The organism is Enterococcus sp. OL5, assembly GCF_006491895.1.
Classification (GTDB): domain Bacteria; phylum Bacillota; class Bacilli; order Lactobacillales; family Enterococcaceae; genus Enterococcus_D; species Enterococcus_D innesii.
Map to the genome: position 1 here is coordinate 1 of NZ_VHIL01000023.1, position 18352 is coordinate 18352.

Sequence of the window (18352 nt, forward strand, 5' to 3'; positions counted from 1 at the left end):
ATTTTACTTAACACAAAAAAATGATTTTTCGGTCACGCTATTTTTTTACTTTATGGAATTTTAAAAATACTTCTTTACACATTTTTTACAGAATAGTTATAAAAAGTTTACACAGAAAGAGCTTTCTATGCTATGATTACTTCGGAATTTTTAAATGGGGGAATCTATGTGAATATCGCTTTGTTTCTAACGATTGTCTTGTCATTAGGGGTGATTTTCGTCAACGGCTGGACGGATGCGCCTAATGCTATTGCAACCGCGGTCTCAACAAGAGTCTTACGTCCAAATATCGCCATTGGCATGGCGGTCGTCATGAATTTCTTAGGTGTACTGGTGATGACGTATTTTAATGCGCAAGTAGCAGAAACGATCAGCAACATTGTGACATTTGACTCAGGTGGAAGCTTTCGAGTCTCGCAGATTGCTTTAGCCGCTGCCTTATTCTCGATTGTCGTCTGGACGGTCGCTGCTTGGTACTTTGGGATCCCAACCAGTGAATCTCACGCATTGATCGCGGGATTGACAGGAGCTGCCATGGCTCTGGGTGGTTTACATGCAGTCAACGGTGAAGAATGGCTGAAAGTCTTGATCGGACTCGTTGTGTCTACGTTAATGGGGTTTATTGGTGGATTTTTGATCACAAAACTGATCGTTTGGCTCTTTCGTGATACGCAACGGCGAAAAGCCAACAAAATTTTTACGGTTGGGCAAGCCATTGCGGCTGGTGCCAATGCCTTCTTGCATGGTGCCCAAGATGGCCAAAAATTCATGGGTGTGTTCATGTTAGGCCTTTTTTACAACAATCTTGCTGAAAAGACTGGTAATGGCTTTGCGATCCCACTGTGGGTGATGGTTCTTTGCTCATTGACCATGGGGATCGGTACATCGGTCGGTGGGATGAAGATCATCAAATCAGTGGGAATGGATATGGTAAAGCTGGAAAAATACCAAGGCTTTTCTGCAGATGTTACTGCAGCAATCTGTTTGTTCTTGTCTTCTGTATTTGGTATCCCAGTTTCAACAACGCACACGAAAACGACCGCTATCATGGGCGTTGGAGCGTCTCGGCGTTTTTCTAGCGTTGATTGGCGCATTGTAAAAGAAATGATCTATGCTTGGATTTTAACCTTTCCTGGCTGTGGATTGATTGCGTTTCTAATGGTCAAATTTTTATTGCTAATTTTGTAAGGAGAGAAAGAAATGGCACGAAAAAAAGGATTCGATTATTTTGCAGCAATGGAGCAGTTGGCAACAAATGGTCATCTAGCTGCGAAACGTTTTTCGCTGTTGATCAATGATTACTCTGAAACAGCGTTAAGTGAAGCAGCAGCCGAGATTCATGGATTAGAAAAAGAAGGGGATAAAGTGATCGCTGAGCTAACGAATGAGTTGTACGACTCATTTATCACACCGATCGATCGCGAAGACATCTTGGTCATCTCTGAGCGCTTAGATGATATTTTGGATGGCATTATGGGACTGACTTATTTATTTGAGAATTTGGTCATTACAAAGATCCGCCCCGAGACGAACTTATTTGCTGAAATGATCGTTCAAGCGACACAAGGCGTTGAAACGGCCTTAAAAGAATTTCCTAAGTTCAAAAATTCAAAAACGTTGCGTCAAATGATCAATGATGTGAATACGATTGAATCAGAAGCAGATCTTTTGTATTCAAAAATGAAGAAAGCGTTGTTTACAGACGAAACGGATGTGCTGGAAATCATTAAATGGAAAGATATTTATGATCGTTTTGAATCCATCATCAACGACACCGAAAGTGCGGTTGATATTATTGACGGTATGGTAATCAAAAACACGTGATGGAATAAGAATTCTATTTAACGAAAAAAGAGCAACTATTGCAGCATTGAAATGCCCAATAGTTGCTCTTTTTGCTTATAATTGGATCAGCCAATAGCCAATCAAAATAATTCCTAAAACGATACGGTACCATCCGAAAACGGTAAAGTCATTCCGTTTGATGTAATTCATCAAGAAGCGGATCGCAATGATCGAAACGATGAATGATACGATGGTTCCTGTCAGTAAGATGACGGTTCCTTGAAAGTCAAAGGCATTGCCATCTTTCAAAAATTTGAAAATTTTTAATGCGCTGGCACCAAACATGGTTGGAATACCTAAGAAAAATGAAAATTCAGCAGCCACATAGCGAGAAGCGCCAATCATGATAGCACCTAAAATGGTGGCACCAGAACGAGATGTTCCTGGGATCAATGCCAATACTTGGAACATGCCGACGATCAAAGCCGCTTTGTAGGTGAATTTGTTCAAATCGGTGCATTTTGGTGCTTTATTTTTGTTTCGTTTTTCAACTACAATAAAGCCGATCCCATAAACGATCAAAACGATCGAAACCGAAAAGAAATTGTAGAAATGCGCATCTAACCAATCATCTAACGGCAATCCGATAATAACTGATGGTAAGACCGCAACAATAACTTTAAACCATAACGTCCACGTATCTTTTTCTCTATCTCATTTTTTTGCGGCGAAAAAGGGTTTAGTTTATGGAAATATAAGTAGACGACTGCTAAAATCGCGCCCAATTGAATGACAACATTGAACATCGTCATAAATTCGGGGGTAACATTCAAACCGATAAATTCGTCGGCAAGAATCAAGTGACCGGTGCTGCTAATTGGCAGCCATTCCGTGATCCCTTCGATGATCCCAAATAAAATCGCTTTTATAAAATTTGTAAAAAACATTGGTCCAGTCCTTTCTATGACAAAATACAACTCTTAGTATACCGTTTCCTGATTCGAATACCAATCTTTTTCCTAAAAAAAGAGGGCAGTTTTTAAATCAAAAACTGCTCCTTTATTAAAGAAATTGATTTGTTGTTCAACGTTCTTCTTTAGGATAAAAGCTCTTGAGAGAGCGCCAAGCCTTTTTTGATGTATTCTGTGTTACCAACTTCGGCGATCGTAAAGCTGCCATCTTCGTAGATCAGTCGAGTGACCGAACCATTTTCAATATCCATACGAACATTGTTCTCATCATTGATCAAATGCAAAAGAAAAGCGATCGTTAAGCCATGAGAAACAACTAACGCATTCCCGCCGCCTTTTTTCTCAACGCGATAGGCGATATCTTCAAAACCGGTTTTCACACGTTCGGTCAAAACGTCGAAGGTTTCTGCCCAGTTGGCTGTATCGGCGTGGTAAATCGCATTGGCGATCGCCTCAAACGAGACATGATTGGCAATCATCTCATCGTAATCAGGAAAATCAAGGATTCTTGGTAGAACGCCCCACATCTCTGCATCGTAGGCCCCTTCAAGGGAGCCAAAGCACCATTCACGAATCCGTTTGTCGATATGGTAAGGGATTTCCGGTCCGCGGACATGTTCACCTAAGATCAAACGCATAGTCTCAATCGCTCGGCCGCTGTCACTGGATACTGCTTCCACAAAATCCACATCCCGTAATCCAAGTCCTAAATAGTGGATGCCTTGTTCACCGGTTCGAGTTAATGGTGTGTCACACCAGCCTTGCACCCGCTGCAATGTGTTGAACATTGTTTTCCCGTGACGCACGACATACAATTCCGTTTTTGCCATAACTAGTTATTCCTCCTTTGATTCGTCATATGTTTAAGCGTTAAAAAACGGATTGGTCCGTTTCTCAATCTCGATTGTCGTTGGTTCCCCGTGGCCAGGATAGACCGCCATTTGATTCGGTAATACAAAGAGTTGCGTTTGGATGCTGGTCAGCAATTGTTCAAAATTTCCGGTTGGCAGGTCTGTCCGCCCAATGCTGCCTTTGAATAAGGCGTCTCCGGAAACGACAAACTTGTCAAAAATAAAACTGACGCTGCCGATAGAATGACCCGGCGTTGCAACCACTTTAAAGAACATTCCAGCTATCTCATACTCTTTCAGTTCAAGCTCAATTTCTGCTGGACGTGCGGTGATGAGACCTAATTCAGGATGGCGTCCAGAAAGATTTTTCATAGGATCACTCAGCCACTCTTGCTCGAGCGGACTCACGTAAACGGGGATCTGATAATAATCCCGCAAATGGTCAACTGCGCCAATATGGTCATAATGAGTGTGGGTCAATAAAATCGCTGCTGGTTTTGCGCCGGTTTTTTCGATCTCAGCGATCAATCTCGCTGCTTCTGCTCCAGGATCAACAATCAACAAAAAATCTTCTTTCCAAATAAGGTAACAATTTTCTTGAACGGGCCCTGTCACTAAACCAATGATTTTCATGCTAAAACCTCCTAGGATCACAAATGCTTGTGTCTAACTATAAGTATAGCTTAAAGTATTAGAGGAAACAAAGAAAGGTTTTTAGGAGTGAAAAATTAATGATAAAAACGATAAATGTAGAAGACAATCGTCAGGCAGTCTGTCAATGGCTCAATCATTCATCTAAAAAAACGGAGGCAGTGAGTGCCTTTTCCGATCAAGAACAGCTCTCTTTGGCTTTTTTTGACAATCAGGATCAACTCGGTGGATTGATTGGGAAACGTACAGGCAATACGATCCATATTCAATTATTGGCAGTCAATCCAGACCATCAAAATCAAGGAATAGGGAAACAATTGATTCAAGCCCTCTTTGATTATGGGAAAAAAGTAGGATGTCGCTCTGTGACAGTCACCACCCAAGACTACCAAGCGCCGCATTTCTATCAAGCAGCAGGCTTCGAAACATTTGGTGTGCTTTCTGATACACCAGTGCTTGGCACAGATAAACTTTATTTTGTGAAGATGCTGTGACAGATCCTTCTGAGGCAAGTGGTCAGATAAAAAATAGTTTAATGAGAGAAAAGCTTAGAATTATTGTGGGAATTCGAAAATTTTTCTAAGAAACCGCACTAGCAAAAAACTGCTGTTATACTAATTAAAATAAGAAAGCGTGTGATTCGTTTGAAACTGGTTTAGTTTTTGACGGAACTATGAACATTCTTCGTGACCAACTACGAGGAAAATGTCTCATCTCTATCTTGCGTTAGTTTTGATTGGTATACATCAACTTTTTTGTAAGAAGGTGTTTTTATGAAAAAATCGCTGCAATTTTTGTTGACTCTATGCTTCGCCGCATTCGTTTTAGCGAGCTGTGGTCAGGAGGAGTTAGCCATCGACGATTCAAAAGAAGTTTCTGAAACCGTTACTTCCGCCTCGAAAGCGGTTGAAAATGGCGGCCTTGATTTAATGCTGATCCAAGATGAGAGTGTCATCTTTCCGCAAAGCCAAGGGGTTTATGATTTTCATGAAAATGAATTGACAATCGTTAAGCAGTATTTGCCGATGGCGGATTTAGAGGATAGTTCTGCCAGTGCCAGTGATGTTACCCTGTATGAAGGCCAAATCGAAAGTGATTTTCAGCGACATTTTTCCCATTCAGAGGTTCAGCTGTCGAATGATCCCTATCAAATCTATGAGATCACCTACCAAGATGCATCCTACACGGTTGAAGGGAAGCATTTGACGATCAAAGCAGATGGACGGACCTTTGAGTTCACCTTAGATTTAGACAATCAACAAGCTTATGACCAAAATGGTGTCAGTTATGATATTCAGGTGGATCAATAATTTTCCTTAAAAAATATTCCTGCTTTACTTGCTTAGGTGAGTAGAGTAGGTTTTTTTATAAACTTTCGACAAACCCATTTCTGGAAGTGGGAATGGTGTTGATTATTTGATGAGTAGGCATTTTGCCACAAGTGTTTTTTTTTAGGGATAAAACCTGTTTGGAGAAAATACCATTCGCAGAGGACGAAAAGCTGTTTCTGTTCGCTTTTCCAAAAGCAAACTATCCGCTATAATGGCAAACAAGAAGGTGAACACGTGTATAAAGGAAAAGTTGCGGTTAGAAAAATCGTAGAATTTATTTTGCGCCGAGGCGATATTGATAGCCGCAAAGTCAGTAATCATACCGCGCAAGAAGGCGCCCGGATCCATCGCCAACTACAAAAAGAGGCCGGGGATGGGTATCAAAAAGAAGTCTTCTTCAAACGAGAAAGCCAAATTGAGAAAGATGCCATCACTGTCGAAGGACGTGCCGATGGTCTCTTTTTTGATGCTTCCGTTGATTCTTGGGTGATTGATGAGATCAAAACTTCAGAACCAGCTTTCGAAGATATTCCTGATGATCAAATCGACTTGTTTTTTGCCCAGGGAATGGTTTATGCTTATTTGTTTTTACTACAAGAAAATGAACAAGCAGCGCTTAGTGAGAGTGAAGATCAGGAGAAAAAAGAAGCCGTTTCTGCTGATCAAGAAGAAGCGAAGAAGCCAATCGATCGGATTGCCGTACAATTGACTTATTATCAAACGACTGAAAAGCAGATTACTCGTACGAGAAGAACGTTTCAGTTTTCAGAACTGGCAGTTTTTTATAAAGACTTACTTCAGGAGTATCATAAGTGGCTAGTCTTTCAAGAGAATTGGCGTCGTGTCCGAAATACATCTTTGCAGCTGCTATCTTTTCCTTTTGAAACCTTTCGCAAAGGGCAGCGAGAGTTAGCAGCAGCGGCGTATAAAACACTAAAAAATGGCAAGCGACTTTTTGCGGAAGCGCCCACTGGAACTGGAAAAACCATGTCAACATTGTTTCCCGCATTAAAAGTTCTCGGGGAAGAAGGGGCTGATCGGGTCTTCTATCTGACGGCGAAGACGATCACCAGACAAGTGGCTGAAGATGCATTGAGCAAGTTAGCAGACAACGGTAGTGAAACTAAGAGTGTCACGATCACTGCCAAAGACAAAATTTGCTTTTTGGATGAACGAAATTGTACGCCTGAGCATTGTCCTTATGCACAAGGCTATTACAATCGAATCAACGAAGCTTTGTGGGATCTGTTGCATCACGAAAACCAAATAACCCGAGAAGTGATCGAGACTTATGGAATGAAACATACGGTTTGTCCCTTCGAGCTTTCACTAGATGTCAGTGTCTTTTGCGATGTCATTATAGGTGATTATAATTATTTGTTTGATCCAACCGTTTATTTACGTAGATTTTTTGAAGAGCCAGAAGAAGAGTATCTCTTTTTAGTAGATGAAGCCCATAACTTAGTTAACCGTTCAAAAGAAATGTATTCCGCAACAATCTCGCGACAGCCATTTAAGGAATTAAAGAAGAAGCTGCCGAAAGATCAACAGAAATTAAAACGAGCACTAAACAAAGTTGATAAAGAATTTGTGACTATAGCCCAATTAGCAAAAGAGGAAGGATGGGAGTACCATCATCAAGCGGCTCCTCATGATACAATGGTCAACCAGCTTTACAAATTAGCTGAATTGATGAAGGAATGGTTGCCGGCAAATCCTGAGCATGAATTGCAAGAAGAAGTGTTGCAAGTGTATTTTGAAGCTAACCATTATTTGAAGATCAGTGAATTTTATGATGATCACTACGAAACGACGGTGGAGATCGACCGCTATGATATCAAACTAAGGCAATTTTGCATCGAACCAGCGCCGTTTCTCGAATCTGTGTTAGATAAGGGCAAGGCCAGTCTTTTGTTTTCTGCAAGTTTTACCCCCTTGTCTTATTATCAGGAGGTCCTAGGTGGTGGTGATGAAGCATTGCGCTATCGCTTGCCAAGTCCTTTTGATCCGAAAAATCAAGGAATTTTTATTGCGGACTATATCCAAACGACGTATCGCCAACGTGAAGCCAGCATTCCTGCAATCGTTGATGCGATCCAGCAAATGACCGCGGCGAAAGTGGGAAACTATATGGTCTTTTTCCCCTCTTATCGTTACTTGGATGATGTGGCGGCAGCATTTTCTCAACAGGCGCCAGAGGTGGAGGTCTTGATTCAGGGGACAGCTATGAATGAAGCTGAACGTGAAGCATTTCTTGCAAAGTTTCAATCCGTGAATCAGCAAGAATCATCCGTGCTAGAAACAATTCAAGATAAACAAGAGAGTCAACCAAAAACATTGGTGGCATTTTGTGTCCTTGGAGGAATTTTTTCTGAAGGGATCGACCTAAAAGGCGATCGCTTGATCGGTGCCGCAGTAGTAGGTGTCGGACTGCCGCAAATCAATCACGAACAAGAATTGATTCGGGAATATTACGATGAAAAAAAGGCAGCTGGCTTTGCGTATGCCTATCAGCTGCCCGGGATGAATAAAGTCCTGCAAGCAGCCGGTCGAGTGATCCGGGATGTCAGCGATCGCGGCGTGGTGTTATTGCTGGATCAGCGCTTTCGGACACCGCGTTACCAAGAACTTTTCCCACTGCATTGGCAGCATGCCTTGCAGATTCGTCGACCGCAAGAGTTATCAAAAGCATTGACTCATTTTTGGCAAGAAAAAAACTAGAAGCAGAGCTTTCAGGAGCGGTTGCGCAAAATCAGTAGATAAAGCTGATTTCGCCTAACCCTCACGTTAGACTCTGTTCTAGTTTTTTTGATTAGCGATAATTTGTAAACTGTAAGTCGATCGTCAAAGGCAGTTTACGCAACAATTGGATCACCTCTTGCAGATCGTCACGACTTTTGCCTGTTACCCGAATTTGATTGTCTTGAATTTGGGTTTTAACTTTTAGCTTGGCGTTTTTGATCGCTGTCGTTATTTTTTTGGCGTTTTCTTTATCGATCCCATTGATCAATTCTGCTGTTTGACGAGCTTTTGCCCCCAAGGCATGCTCCGTTTCGCCAAATTGTATATTTTTCGTTGGTACATTCCGTTTGATCAGCTTCGCAAAGAGCACATCTTTGATTTGCTCCAGCTTAAATTCGTCATCCCCAACAATCGTCAATTTGCCCTCAGTCATCTTGATTTCTACCGTGGAGCCTTTAAAATCAAATCGGTTTTTCAATTCTTTTTCCGCCTGTTGAATGGCGTTTTTCACTTCTTCTGTGTTGATCTCAGATACGACATCAAAACTTGCTTCTTTTGCCAAAATCAATCACTCCTCTCATCTCTTACTTATGATTTTAACATGGAGGCGAACGATGCGGGAATGAAAAGTAAATTTTTGCAAATAATTGTTTCATTTTTTCACACAAACTGCTATTCTTTGGAAGGAGATTTTTAGTGAAGGAGCTAGATCATTGTGAGTAAGTTATTAACGAAGCACGAACAATCAGAACGATTGAAAAAAATAGGGGTTATTTTGCTGTCAGGTATCACCGCAGCCATTGCTTTAAATTTCTTTTTGATTCCCGCAAACGTTCTTTCTGCTGGGATGAACGGGGTCGCCCAATTGATCGTGGCACTTGCCTTGGAACATTTTGGCGTTCACCTTAGTACAGGGCTGTTTATTTTCCTCTTAAACTTGCCTATTTTTGTTCTCGGGTTCATCAAACTCGGGAAATCATCGACACTATTGAGCTTTATCAATGTCGTTGTCGTTTCTGTCTTAACGATGATCCTTCCGCAAGGAGCGATCACTGACAATATTTTGGTTAACGCTTTGCTCGGTGGCGTACTGTTAGGCGTCGGCGTTGCGTTTTCACTGAAAATGGGTTTTACCACCGGCGGAATGGATATCCTTTCGTTGATATTATCAAAAACGACTGGAAAAACGGTCGGTAAATATATGTTTATTTTAAACGGCATCATTGTAATGGTCTCAGGTTTCGTCTTTTCTTGGGAAAGTGCCTTGTACACGATCATTTCGATTTTCGCGATGAGCTACGTGGTGGACATGCTGCACACAAGTCATCAAAAGGTAACGGCGATGATTATTACGACCAATGCGGAAGCTGTTGGGAAAAATATTTCTAAGCATGTGTTTCGCGGCATGACTTTGTTCCCCTCAGTCGGAGGGTATTCAGGCGTACCTGGCAATATGATCATGATGGTCGTGACGCGCTACGAGATCTACGATTTAGAACAAGCCGTTTTAGAAGCTGACGGCAATGCGTTTATTAATTTTGTGCCGACCCAATCGATTACAGGCCGTTTTGCGACAGATGATGAACAACGGACCTTTAAAACGACAGGAGTCTTCCCAGAACTGAAAATACACAAGAAAAGCCGTCCATAATCAAGGATCGTCCATTTACAAATCTTGCAAAAGAAGGTATTATTTGAAACAAGAATTAAAGGAGGTCTTCAACCGTGGCATATACTGAAGTAGAAGCAGAAGCAATCAAAGAGCGTGTCTTGGCTGCCTTGGAAACCGTGATTGACCCTGAGTTGGGGATTGATATAGTGAATCTAGGCTTAGTTTATGAAGTCGAATTTGATGCAGAAACAGGCAATACCGTAATCAAAATGACCTTAACAACAATGGGCTGTCCCTTAGCCGACGTATTGACTGAATCGATACACGAAGCATTAAGCGATATTCCAGAAGTCAAAAATCCAGAGGTAAAATTAGTTTGGTATCCCGCATGGACGACCGATAAAATGAGTCGTTACGCACGGATTGCTTTGGGGATTCGTTAAGGATTTTCATTGGTTTGACAGCGTTTCTCACTCATTTAGTATGTAGTCTAAGCCGATTTTTCGGACTTCGGATACCAGATAAAATGAGGGTATTTTCGATACGGATACCATATCCAATGAGGAAATAAATTCTGAACTCTTTTATTAACTTTTAGAAAAAGTTGATAAGGGAGTTTTTGTTTTGCAAAATTTCAGGTTAGAGGAACTATTAGAAGAAATGTTATTCAACGAAAAAGCCAGAGGAATCTCACAAAAGACGATAAAGAAGCATCAGAAGTTTTTGAAACTGTTTTTTGAATTTTTGAAAAAAGAGCAGATATACTTTATTGAAGACGTGACACCAAAAAGTATTCGGCAATTCATGTTGATGAAATTAGAAGAGGGATGTGCTGAAACATATGTGAATAGCCATCTAAGAAGCATCAGAGCGTATTTTAAGTATTGTGTAGATGAAGATTATATCCGATACGATAGAAACCCCTGCATGCGTGTTAAGTGGGTAAAAGAGCGTAAGGTAATTATTCAGACATTTAATGATATGGAAATCAAAGAAATGTTGAAAGTAGCGAAGAAGTTAACTTTCTTTAAACCTCAGAAAATGGATAAGCAACACACTGGCTATCAAACAAAATTCACGAATCAAAGAGATTATTTGCTCTTACTCATTCTTATAGATACAGGACTTAGGATTAATGAGGTAATGAACTTAAAAGATGTTCACATTACTAATAAAGAGTTATTTGTTGAAAATGGGAAAGGGAAGAAAGATAGGATTGTTCATTGTTCACCTTTAATTTATAAAGAGTATATAAAATATAAGAGAGTAGCAAATTCCTTTTTTGATTATAACGAAATAGAGAATATAGACAATTATGTATTTTTGACAAGAGAAGGCAAACAATACAACTATATTTTAGCTGAACGAGCAATCATAAAAATTGGGAATCAATGCAAGATTAGAAAATCTATTAGGGTAAGTCCACACAGTTTTCGACATTATTTTGCTCAAAAATTGGTTCGTAATGGCACTGATATTTATAGAATTCAGAAATTATTAGGACATGCTTCAATTAAAACGACTGAGGTGTATCTAAGAAGTTTAAATATTGAGGATGAAATTAGTAAAGCGGTGGAATACTCACCATTGCAAACATTATAGAAGTCCAATTTTTAATAAAACTTGGTATACTAAATTTATAGAATTTGAAAGGTGATTTAAAGAATGAAAAATAATTGGATTAAGTTTTATGGCGAAAATGATTTATCAACTGGATTAGATTTAAGTAATGTAGAAACTTTTATCAATGACTTTATTTTAAACCCTATAATCAATACTCTTAATGAAGCAATTGAAATATATAATGTGTTAAAGTTTTTGGATTTGGGTTATTTTAAGGAAATGTCATCAGAAAAAATTTCTGAATGTAGAAAAAGTTCTCATCGACTATTAAACGAATATTTCGGTAAAGGAGGATTGTCAGAATACATAACAGAATATAGTGATTTACACTTTCAATATCAATCAGATTTTTGGGATATATTTGTTAGGTTCAAGGTAATAAAGAGGACAGAATATGTTGACTTCGAGAAAATTATTGATGAATATAAAGTACCTATTCACTTATTATTAGAATATCAAAAAATATGTGAAAAGTATAAATTGTTTTTTAAGAAGAAACTATTGTCAAATCCTGTTTACTTTGAGTTTTTTCTTGATAAGTATGATTCTCCTAATATTAAAAACATTTATTTACCAGATAACTTATCTGATGAAGAAATAAATGACTGGGCTAGAAGATATTGTGAACTTGATGAAGCGAATATTAACTACTTAGAGCGAATTTCATATTGGAGCTTACATCATGAATATAAACTTGATTCAAGAATAATTTCAAAAGCAAGAAAGAAAAAAATAGAACAAACTGAAAAGACGATGTCCTTAAAAAATGGAGTATCTTGGAAAATGGCAGTAGGTCTTAAAGAAGGCTTAAAAACAGACTTTGAGTTTGTGCAAGAAAGTTCTAGAGATTTGCAATTTTTGTTATCTAAAGATTGGATTGATGAGGAACATGATTACCCTATCAATTTGAATTAATTTTATTTATTTTTTTGGTTTTTTTAACCATTTCTTTCAATTTTCTATGCTTGATTCACCATATGAACATGGCGGTTTGTTAGAGATATTTCAAACTAAATCAAATTATGCGTATAATCAAACACTCATATCTGAATACCAAAACAATTTTTATAAGCTTTCTTTATTAGCATACTTTGATTATTTAACTTTCTTAAAAATTGATTTGGAAGAAGTTTTCGCTTTTTACTACAATGAACATTTAAAATCTGAGTATGGTTTTCCTGATTTTTTCTTTAATGCAAGTTCAAAAAGCTATACTTATTATGAAAGATGTAAACTGTTAATTCCAGAACTGGATAGTTTATTAAAACAATTTGATTTTGTTCAGAGATATGGTGAAATTGATTCTGATGTTTTCGAATTGGATTCAAAAATTACTAACTATCAGGAAATTAAATCATTGAGTGAAAAAAAATTTGTCTACTTTGATTCAAAAGAAAAGCTAAATTTTTGTAAATTAATCTTTAACAGCCAATCGAATTTATCATTCCCAGAAAAGAAAAAAGGTAGAAAGAATTTTTATGAGTATGTTCAATATGGAATTTCGATTAATGACTTCTATGAGTATCAGAAGAAAGTGATAGATTCTCTTATAAAGGATAAAGTTTTGTATATTAATTTGGCTAACCAAATAAGATTTACAAATCCTACAAGTATAAGTTTTTATTTTTTGTTGTGGGAGAAAGGTTATTTATCTACTCTATACCTGTCAGAATCAGATTTAAAAGTTATTGAGGAAGAAAATGTGAAAGGAAATGTTAAATATAGTAATACTTTATTTTCTAAACAAGAGAGTGATTATATTTCATATATAATGGATAATAAAAAATTTAGCAATGCATTGGCAATTCGAAACAAGATTACTCATGGTAGCTATGGAAAAAAACAAGACAGTGATTATAAGAGTTATTACTTGGAACTGCTTATGATTCTGATAATATTTACTGTTAGAATAAATGAAGAATTGGACTGTTACAAGAGTAATTAATCTTACAATTATAGAATGACATTAGAAATTTATAAGTTGTATTTTAAATGGTCTTCAAATTTGCACCCTCCTATTTAAGATGCTATAAAGGTACTTATAAGGGATACTTTTGTAATTAGTATCCCTTGCAGATGTTGATTTAACAACATCTAAACAGACCATAAAGATGGAAAGGATACTTTAATCACTAATGAATAGAAAAGTATCCCATCAATAACATGTAGGAGGAGGTCAAATGACACGAAATATTATTAATGTAAAACCAATTAAAGAAAAGAAAATAATGCTAGATTTTTTATCTGAGTTAAATAAAGGAAAACATGGGAAAAGAGACCATTTAATATTTACCATAGGCATTTTCACTGGCTTACGGATTTCTGATATATTAAATTTAAAAGTGTCTGATGTTCAAAATAAAACGACAACTATCATTGTTGAAAAAAAGACGAACAAGCAAAGGGAATTAAATTTATCGAATCTAACAAGTCTAATTATTGATTATTTGAATACCTATCACGATGATGAAGCGGAATGGCTTTTCTATCGTCCTTCAGACCATTCACAAGCTCTAGGTACACATCAATATTATAAAGTGCTTCAAAGAGTCGCAAGTGTTCTTGAATTGGATTATATCGGCACACATACCATGAGAAAAAACATTCGGATATAAGTATTATCGACAATTCAGGGATATTCCCACATTGATGAAAATTTTTAATCATTCTAGTCAAGCAGTAACTATCCGATACATCGGATTAGAAGAAGAAGAAATACGAGCTAGCTTGGATAAGTTCAATCCCTTAGGTTAAATTGGTGGCTATAAGATATTTTACAACTCACTTAAAATAACGTATAGTTGGATAGTAATAAAAATAAATAGTTATGAAAGGAGAAAAAATGTCAATTTTATCAACAGTATTGATTATTTTAGTATCGTTGGAATTTTTTTATATATTATATTTAGAAACGTTTGCTACAACTTCAGACGCTACAAGTCGAGTATTTAACATGACAAAAGAAGAGTTGAAAAGCAAAGCTTTAAACACGCTTTTTAAAAATCAGGGGATTTATAATGGTTTGATTGGTGTTGGGTTATTATATAGTGTTTTTCTTTCAAGTAATCCAATCGAAATTAGTAGATTGCTATTAATTTATATTATTTTAGTGGCATTATATGGCAGTATTACAAGTGATAAAAAAATTATTCTAACCCAAGGTGGTTTAGCAATTTTAGCACTCATTTCAACCTTCTTTTAAAGGAAAAAGCAAAACCACAATCAATTAAGGTTGTGGTTTTTGTTTACCTTGTTTTATTTGAACAGTATTATACTTTTCTTTATTCAAATAACTTTGAAAATACAAGTCATCTGCATTATCATATTCTTTTCTATTATCAGAAATATAAATGGCATCTTTAGAATTCTTGTGCAGGGTTAAATAATAGAAGAAGTCAACTACTGAATAAATTGCTTGTAATGTATATTGATTCTTTTCTCTCACAAAATAACCAAGGGTATTAGAATCATTCAGATAAATCAAAATATCATTTCTAATGAGAGTGCTATTATTTTCTAGATTTCTAAACGACACATCTGCTAAGTTGGATTGTATAGCAGGGATAAATTCTTTATTAGGAATAGCTAATATATCAACAGTTTCTAAAGAGGTTGTATAATATTTTTCTTGTAGCATATCTGAAAAAGAAGAGACTCTAATTGGAAATTTAGTCAATTCGTTGATGATAAATTGACTAAAATACTTTCTATCTTCTTCAGAAGAAAATTGATTGAACCGGTTATTTGCAAGTTTTTTTATAGTTTCAACATTTTTATAGTTAAATTTTCCTGAGGCATAGACTGAAATATAGAGCTGTTTGTTCTTATCTAGGGAATCAATCACTTGAATTTTATTGGTATATAAGCCAATTGAAACTAAATATTGAACGACCATTGACTGCAAGTCTAAATCCTTCATATGTTTCAAGTCATAGCTACTAACATAATAGAAAGGTTTATTTACTTTTCCTTTAGAAATGATTTTGTTCCTTGTTAGGGTTTTTAAACGTGCCTCTAAGCTGATACGATTACACTGCAATAGCTTAATCAATGTACTCTTATATATTCCATTTGAATTAATTATGATGTCTACTAATTCATCAGAATCAATTGCCCGATTGTTTACAATAAGTGTGGTCACAAACACTCCCTCCCATATTTTGGTTTGTTTAATTTTTTTAAAGTATCCCTTCTCGAAACTATCCATAAATAAACCTAATCACATAATTATCCATTCTCATTTCTATCCATCACTAAGTGGTTGTATTGAATAGAAATTTTTTGAAATTTTTCATGGAGCAGCTGTTTTGAAAATTCACGGGGGTTTCCATTGCGATTTTTCCGAATTTACCTCAAAATTGGCATAGTTTTCAAAAAGTTATCACGAAAGTTATCATTTTGTTATCATCTATTATTTTGAAAAAACCTCTTTTTTAGGGTTGATGTAGGGTTTAAGTAGGGGGTGAAAATCAATAGATGTAGGGATTATGAAGGGGTTCATAATTTAATAAAGTATCTCTGATTCACAAAAATATCCATCTCATAAGTATCCCATTAAAAATTATCCCACCCCTACATTACCCTTTCATTATACCATCCGTTTCTTAGTGCTGGAAATTTGAGTGTTGTGTGTAAGTCTACTTGTCTATAAAAGTGATGTGTGATTAATAAATTAATGTTATTTAAATTTTTAGCGTGTTCTGATTCTGTTACCCTTACTTTTTGTATACAAAAAAATAATTTATTTGGAATTAGAAATAGTATAATGTTGAAATAAAAAAGAATCTAGGTGAAAGTATGAAAGAAACGGTCTTCAGGGATACACTTAATAAAAGATTTACAGCAATTGAGGTGTTACGACCGATTAGAACTGAAAATGATAGTTCATTATTTGATGTTTGGTGGTGCAAATGCTCATGTGGAAATTTTTTTGTTGCAATGTATTCCAGTCTTCTTTTGGCAAATGATGGTGAGGTGAAATGCTCTGATTGTATAGAAATTAACAAATATTCCTATCATTCGATTGATAAAAGTTAGAATTGGCAGATTAGAATGAGGGCAACAATTAACCATCTCGTCAATCCAGAGTAATAATTTTAATAAAATCTATATGTAAAACGAATTTTCGATATCTTTAATCTAGATAAAACAGCTAAGAGAACTCCTTTGTTAATTAAACAATAGATATAATTACACTAAATAAATTATTTACATAAATAAGAGGATAAAAAAATTAAAGTAAAAAGATTAGAATTAGAGCTGTAATTAAACGTGTTTTAAGGAGAGGTTAGATGTCAGAAGTGAAAGATTTATTAAAACTGAAAAAGAACGCAAGAATGATAACGGTCCGATTTTTTAGCCATAAGGCAAACAATATTTTTGAAAGAACATTAATCGTTAAACAGACAGAAAGTATCCCCGCAGTAATTCAATATTTTATTGATTCGATTGGTGATATTGATGTTCAACATTATGCGATTAAAGAAGTAGTTAGTATAGTTAAAGAATCTGAGCTTGAGATACCAACCAAATACCATCGTCTGGAGCACTTTTGGGGAGATGTTGTAAGTTACATTATAGAATATCACGATGCCTTAGGAGAGCTTGATGAATTTGTTGTGATAGCGAATGTTGATTGTGATTTAAATCTTCTGTTTGAAGATTTGAAGTTATTAGTTCCTAGTATAAGAATTGTTAATATCTACGAGTACAAAGACTGTTGGATTAAGAGAAAAAGATAATTTACATGGAATGAATTGTTCGTATAAAAAGATACATATCTTACAAGGGTATGTATTTTTTTATTTAAAATTGAAATAATTATCAATTTATTTAATAAAGTGATTATTATTGGATAAATTTTTTTCGGTAAATCATGATAAGTTAAATAAAACAATACTAAAAGTATACATAAGTGGATTTAAAGAAGGTTTTTCTAATGAAATAACTATTTTTTTTCTTGAATTATACTTTTAAGTTTTTTAGGAGAGAAATCATGAAAAAAATAATATTCTTGGTAGGCATAAGTAGCATCTTTTTCTTTAGTCCCAAAGTTTTGGCTTCAGAAAGTTCACAACAATTAACTTTTGAATTAACTAATATAGATTTTAAGAAAGAAAATTATTATCTAATTGAAACTACTCAAATCGTAAATATTGATTTTTCAGATAAAGATTATAATGGTAGTTTTCGAATTGATTTAATTTCTAATGGTGAATCATTGACATCTGAATTATTAGCTATTAATAATGTAGAAACTAACGAAATTGATTTTTCAAATGTGGATAATACCAGTTTTAATTTAACGATTAAGGCTGACTTAAACGTAAAGGACTTTCTTGTTAGCAATGACAGTTACTATATAATAGTTAAATTTGAGTCGACTACAAGTGAAGAAGTTTATTATGAAAAATTACCGATTGATTCATCTGAGGCTAGTGAAGATGGGGATATAAAGGATGATGAGGTAGAAGTCACGGATGAATCTCCAGATGAATCAGAAGAAATGAATACTCAACCTGATGAATCTATTGAGGAAGATATGCAAGAATCCGAAATATCTGATAGTAGTGACGATAGGGATACTACTATCGAGGAAGGTATTAGCAAACCAGATGAAACAAATGATGAGCTAAATGATGATAACGAATCAAGTAGTATCGATGAAGATGTAACTGTTTCAGAATCATCTGCTATCGCTTACAAAATAAATGGTTATGAAGAAAGAGTAAAGATTACTGGATGTTAAGGAAAATTCAATAAATTTTAAGTAATTTACTCGATGGA

17 protein-coding genes and 2 pseudogenes are annotated in these 18352 nt (G+C 35.9%); 14 read left to right on the forward strand and 5 right to left on the reverse strand.

All coding sequences use genetic code 11. The features are described 5' to 3' along the window. The first annotated feature begins 132 nt into the window (after window positions 1-132). Window positions 133-1188, forward strand: coding sequence for an inorganic phosphate transporter (locus FJU10_RS17640; RefSeq protein WP_081118972.1), 1056 nt, complete (start codon window positions 133-135; stop codon window positions 1186-1188). Window positions 1189-1200: 12 nt separating this feature from the next. Next, window positions 1201-1824 (forward strand): DUF47 domain-containing protein, encoded by a 624-nt coding sequence (locus FJU10_RS17645; RefSeq protein ID WP_077453729.1) that lies wholly within the window; start codon window positions 1201-1203, stop codon window positions 1822-1824. 75 nt (window positions 1825-1899) lie between these two features. Here the strand turns inward: FJU10_RS17645 and FJU10_RS17650 are convergent. From FJU10_RS17650 to FJU10_RS17660, 3 genes and pseudogenes are all read right to left on the reverse strand, one after another. Next, window positions 1900-2732: pseudogene (locus FJU10_RS17650) on the reverse strand (undecaprenyl-diphosphate phosphatase). A 149-nt stretch (window positions 2733-2881) separates the two neighbouring features. Continuing rightward, complete coding sequence (locus FJU10_RS17655; RefSeq protein WP_077453728.1) at window positions 2882-3586, reverse strand: histidine phosphatase family protein; 705 nt, start codon at window positions 3584-3586, stop codon at window positions 2882-2884. Window positions 3587-3619: 33 nt separating this feature from the next. After that, window positions 3620-4240 (reverse strand): MBL fold metallo-hydrolase, encoded by a 621-nt coding sequence (locus tag FJU10_RS17660; RefSeq protein WP_140966566.1) that lies wholly within the window; start codon window positions 4238-4240, stop codon window positions 3620-3622. Between the two features lie 98 nt (window positions 4241-4338). Here FJU10_RS17660 and FJU10_RS17665 point away from each other — a divergent pair, with 98 nt between their 5' ends. The 3 genes from FJU10_RS17665 to FJU10_RS17675 all read left to right on the forward strand — a co-directional run bounded on the left by FJU10_RS17665 (window position 4339) and on the right by FJU10_RS17675 (window position 8310). Then, a complete protein-coding gene (locus tag FJU10_RS17665; protein WP_140966567.1) occupies window positions 4339-4752 on the forward strand; it encodes a GNAT family N-acetyltransferase in 414 nt (137 codons plus the stop codon). 279 nt (window positions 4753-5031) lie between these two features. Then, complete coding sequence (locus FJU10_RS17670) at window positions 5032-5568, forward strand: hypothetical protein (RefSeq protein WP_077453725.1); 537 nt, start codon at window positions 5032-5034, stop codon at window positions 5566-5568. A gap of 255 nt (window positions 5569-5823) precedes the next feature. Beyond that, window positions 5824-8310: an ATP-dependent DNA helicase gene (locus FJU10_RS17675; protein ID WP_140966568.1), complete on the forward strand. Its 2487-nt coding sequence runs from the start codon at window positions 5824-5826 to the stop codon at window positions 8308-8310. A gap of 91 nt (window positions 8311-8401) precedes the next feature. Here FJU10_RS17675 and FJU10_RS17680 read toward each other — a convergent pair whose 3' ends face one another. Beyond that, window positions 8402-8893, reverse strand: coding sequence for a YajQ family cyclic di-GMP-binding protein (locus FJU10_RS17680; RefSeq protein ID WP_005230187.1), 492 nt, complete (start codon window positions 8891-8893; stop codon window positions 8402-8404). Between the two features lie 153 nt (window positions 8894-9046). On the opposite strand from FJU10_RS17680, the gene FJU10_RS17685 reads away from it, so the two are divergent. From FJU10_RS17685 to FJU10_RS17710, 7 genes and pseudogenes are all read left to right on the forward strand, one after another. Continuing rightward, on the forward strand, window positions 9047-9982 hold the full coding sequence (locus FJU10_RS17685) for a YitT family protein (protein WP_005230189.1): 936 nt from the start codon (window positions 9047-9049) through the stop codon (window positions 9980-9982). Between the two features lie 74 nt (window positions 9983-10056). After that, complete coding sequence (locus FJU10_RS17690) at window positions 10057-10386, forward strand: metal-sulfur cluster assembly factor (protein WP_005231940.1); 330 nt, start codon at window positions 10057-10059, stop codon at window positions 10384-10386. Between the two features lie 181 nt (window positions 10387-10567). Beyond that, the gene (locus FJU10_RS17695; RefSeq protein ID WP_140966569.1) at window positions 10568-11545 is read left to right on the forward strand and encodes a tyrosine-type recombinase/integrase; all 978 of its coding nucleotides are present in this window, start codon (window positions 10568-10570) and stop codon (window positions 11543-11545) included. Between the two features lie 63 nt (window positions 11546-11608). After that, entirely contained in the window at window positions 11609-12481 is an 873-nt protein-coding gene (locus FJU10_RS19555) for a hypothetical protein (RefSeq protein WP_223273132.1), read from the forward strand. A 76-nt stretch (window positions 12482-12557) separates the two neighbouring features. Next, window positions 12558-13511: a hypothetical protein gene (locus FJU10_RS19560; protein ID WP_223273133.1), complete on the forward strand. Its 954-nt coding sequence runs from the start codon at window positions 12558-12560 to the stop codon at window positions 13509-13511. Between the two features lie 235 nt (window positions 13512-13746). Then, window positions 13747-14320, forward strand: a pseudogene (locus tag FJU10_RS17705) (tyrosine-type recombinase/integrase). A gap of 88 nt (window positions 14321-14408) precedes the next feature. Next, on the forward strand, window positions 14409-14768 hold the full coding sequence (locus tag FJU10_RS17710; RefSeq protein WP_140966570.1) for a DUF1304 domain-containing protein: 360 nt from the start codon (window positions 14409-14411) through the stop codon (window positions 14766-14768). Between the two features lie 24 nt (window positions 14769-14792). Here FJU10_RS17710 and FJU10_RS17715 read toward each other — a convergent pair whose 3' ends face one another. Then, the gene (locus FJU10_RS17715; RefSeq protein WP_140966571.1) at window positions 14793-15707 is read right to left on the reverse strand and encodes a hypothetical protein; all 915 of its coding nucleotides are present in this window, start codon (window positions 15705-15707) and stop codon (window positions 14793-14795) included. 1150 nt (window positions 15708-16857) lie between these two features. Between FJU10_RS17715 and FJU10_RS17720 the strand changes: the two genes are divergently transcribed. Next, a complete protein-coding gene (locus tag FJU10_RS17720) occupies window positions 16858-17307 on the forward strand; it encodes a hypothetical protein (protein WP_140966572.1) in 450 nt (149 codons plus the stop codon). Window positions 17308-17561: 254 nt separating this feature from the next. Beyond that, on the forward strand, window positions 17562-18314 hold the full coding sequence (locus FJU10_RS17725) for a hypothetical protein (protein ID WP_140966573.1): 753 nt from the start codon (window positions 17562-17564) through the stop codon (window positions 18312-18314). The last annotated feature ends 38 nt before the right edge of the window (window positions 18315-18352 follow it).

Excerpts from the sequence above, each read along its gene's own strand:
- FJU10_RS17640 (WP_081118972.1), top strand. The coding sequence starts at position 133 with ATGATTACTTCGGAATTTTTAAATGGGGGAATCTATGTGAATATCGCT.
- FJU10_RS17645 (WP_077453729.1), top strand. The coding sequence starts at position 1,201 with ATGGCACGAAAAAAAGGATTCGATTATTTTGCAGCAATGGAGCAGTTG.
- FJU10_RS17655 (WP_077453728.1), bottom strand. The coding sequence starts at position 3,586 with ATGGCAAAAACGGAATTGTATGTCGTGCGTCACGGGAAAACAATGTTC.
- FJU10_RS17660 (WP_140966566.1), bottom strand. The coding sequence starts at position 4,240 with ATGAAAATCATTGGTTTAGTGACAGGGCCCGTTCAAGAAAATTGTTAC.
- FJU10_RS17665 (WP_140966567.1), top strand. The coding sequence starts at position 4,339 with ATGATAAAAACGATAAATGTAGAAGACAATCGTCAGGCAGTCTGTCAA.
- FJU10_RS17670 (WP_077453725.1), top strand. The coding sequence starts at position 5,032 with ATGAAAAAATCGCTGCAATTTTTGTTGACTCTATGCTTCGCCGCATTC.
- FJU10_RS19555 (WP_223273132.1), top strand. The coding sequence starts at position 11,609 with ATGAAAAATAATTGGATTAAGTTTTATGGCGAAAATGATTTATCAACT.
- FJU10_RS17710 (WP_140966570.1), top strand. The coding sequence starts at position 14,409 with ATGTCAATTTTATCAACAGTATTGATTATTTTAGTATCGTTGGAATTT.
- FJU10_RS17720 (WP_140966572.1), top strand. The coding sequence starts at position 16,858 with ATGTCAGAAGTGAAAGATTTATTAAAACTGAAAAAGAACGCAAGAATG.
- FJU10_RS17725 (WP_140966573.1), top strand. The coding sequence starts at position 17,562 with ATGAAAAAAATAATATTCTTGGTAGGCATAAGTAGCATCTTTTTCTTT.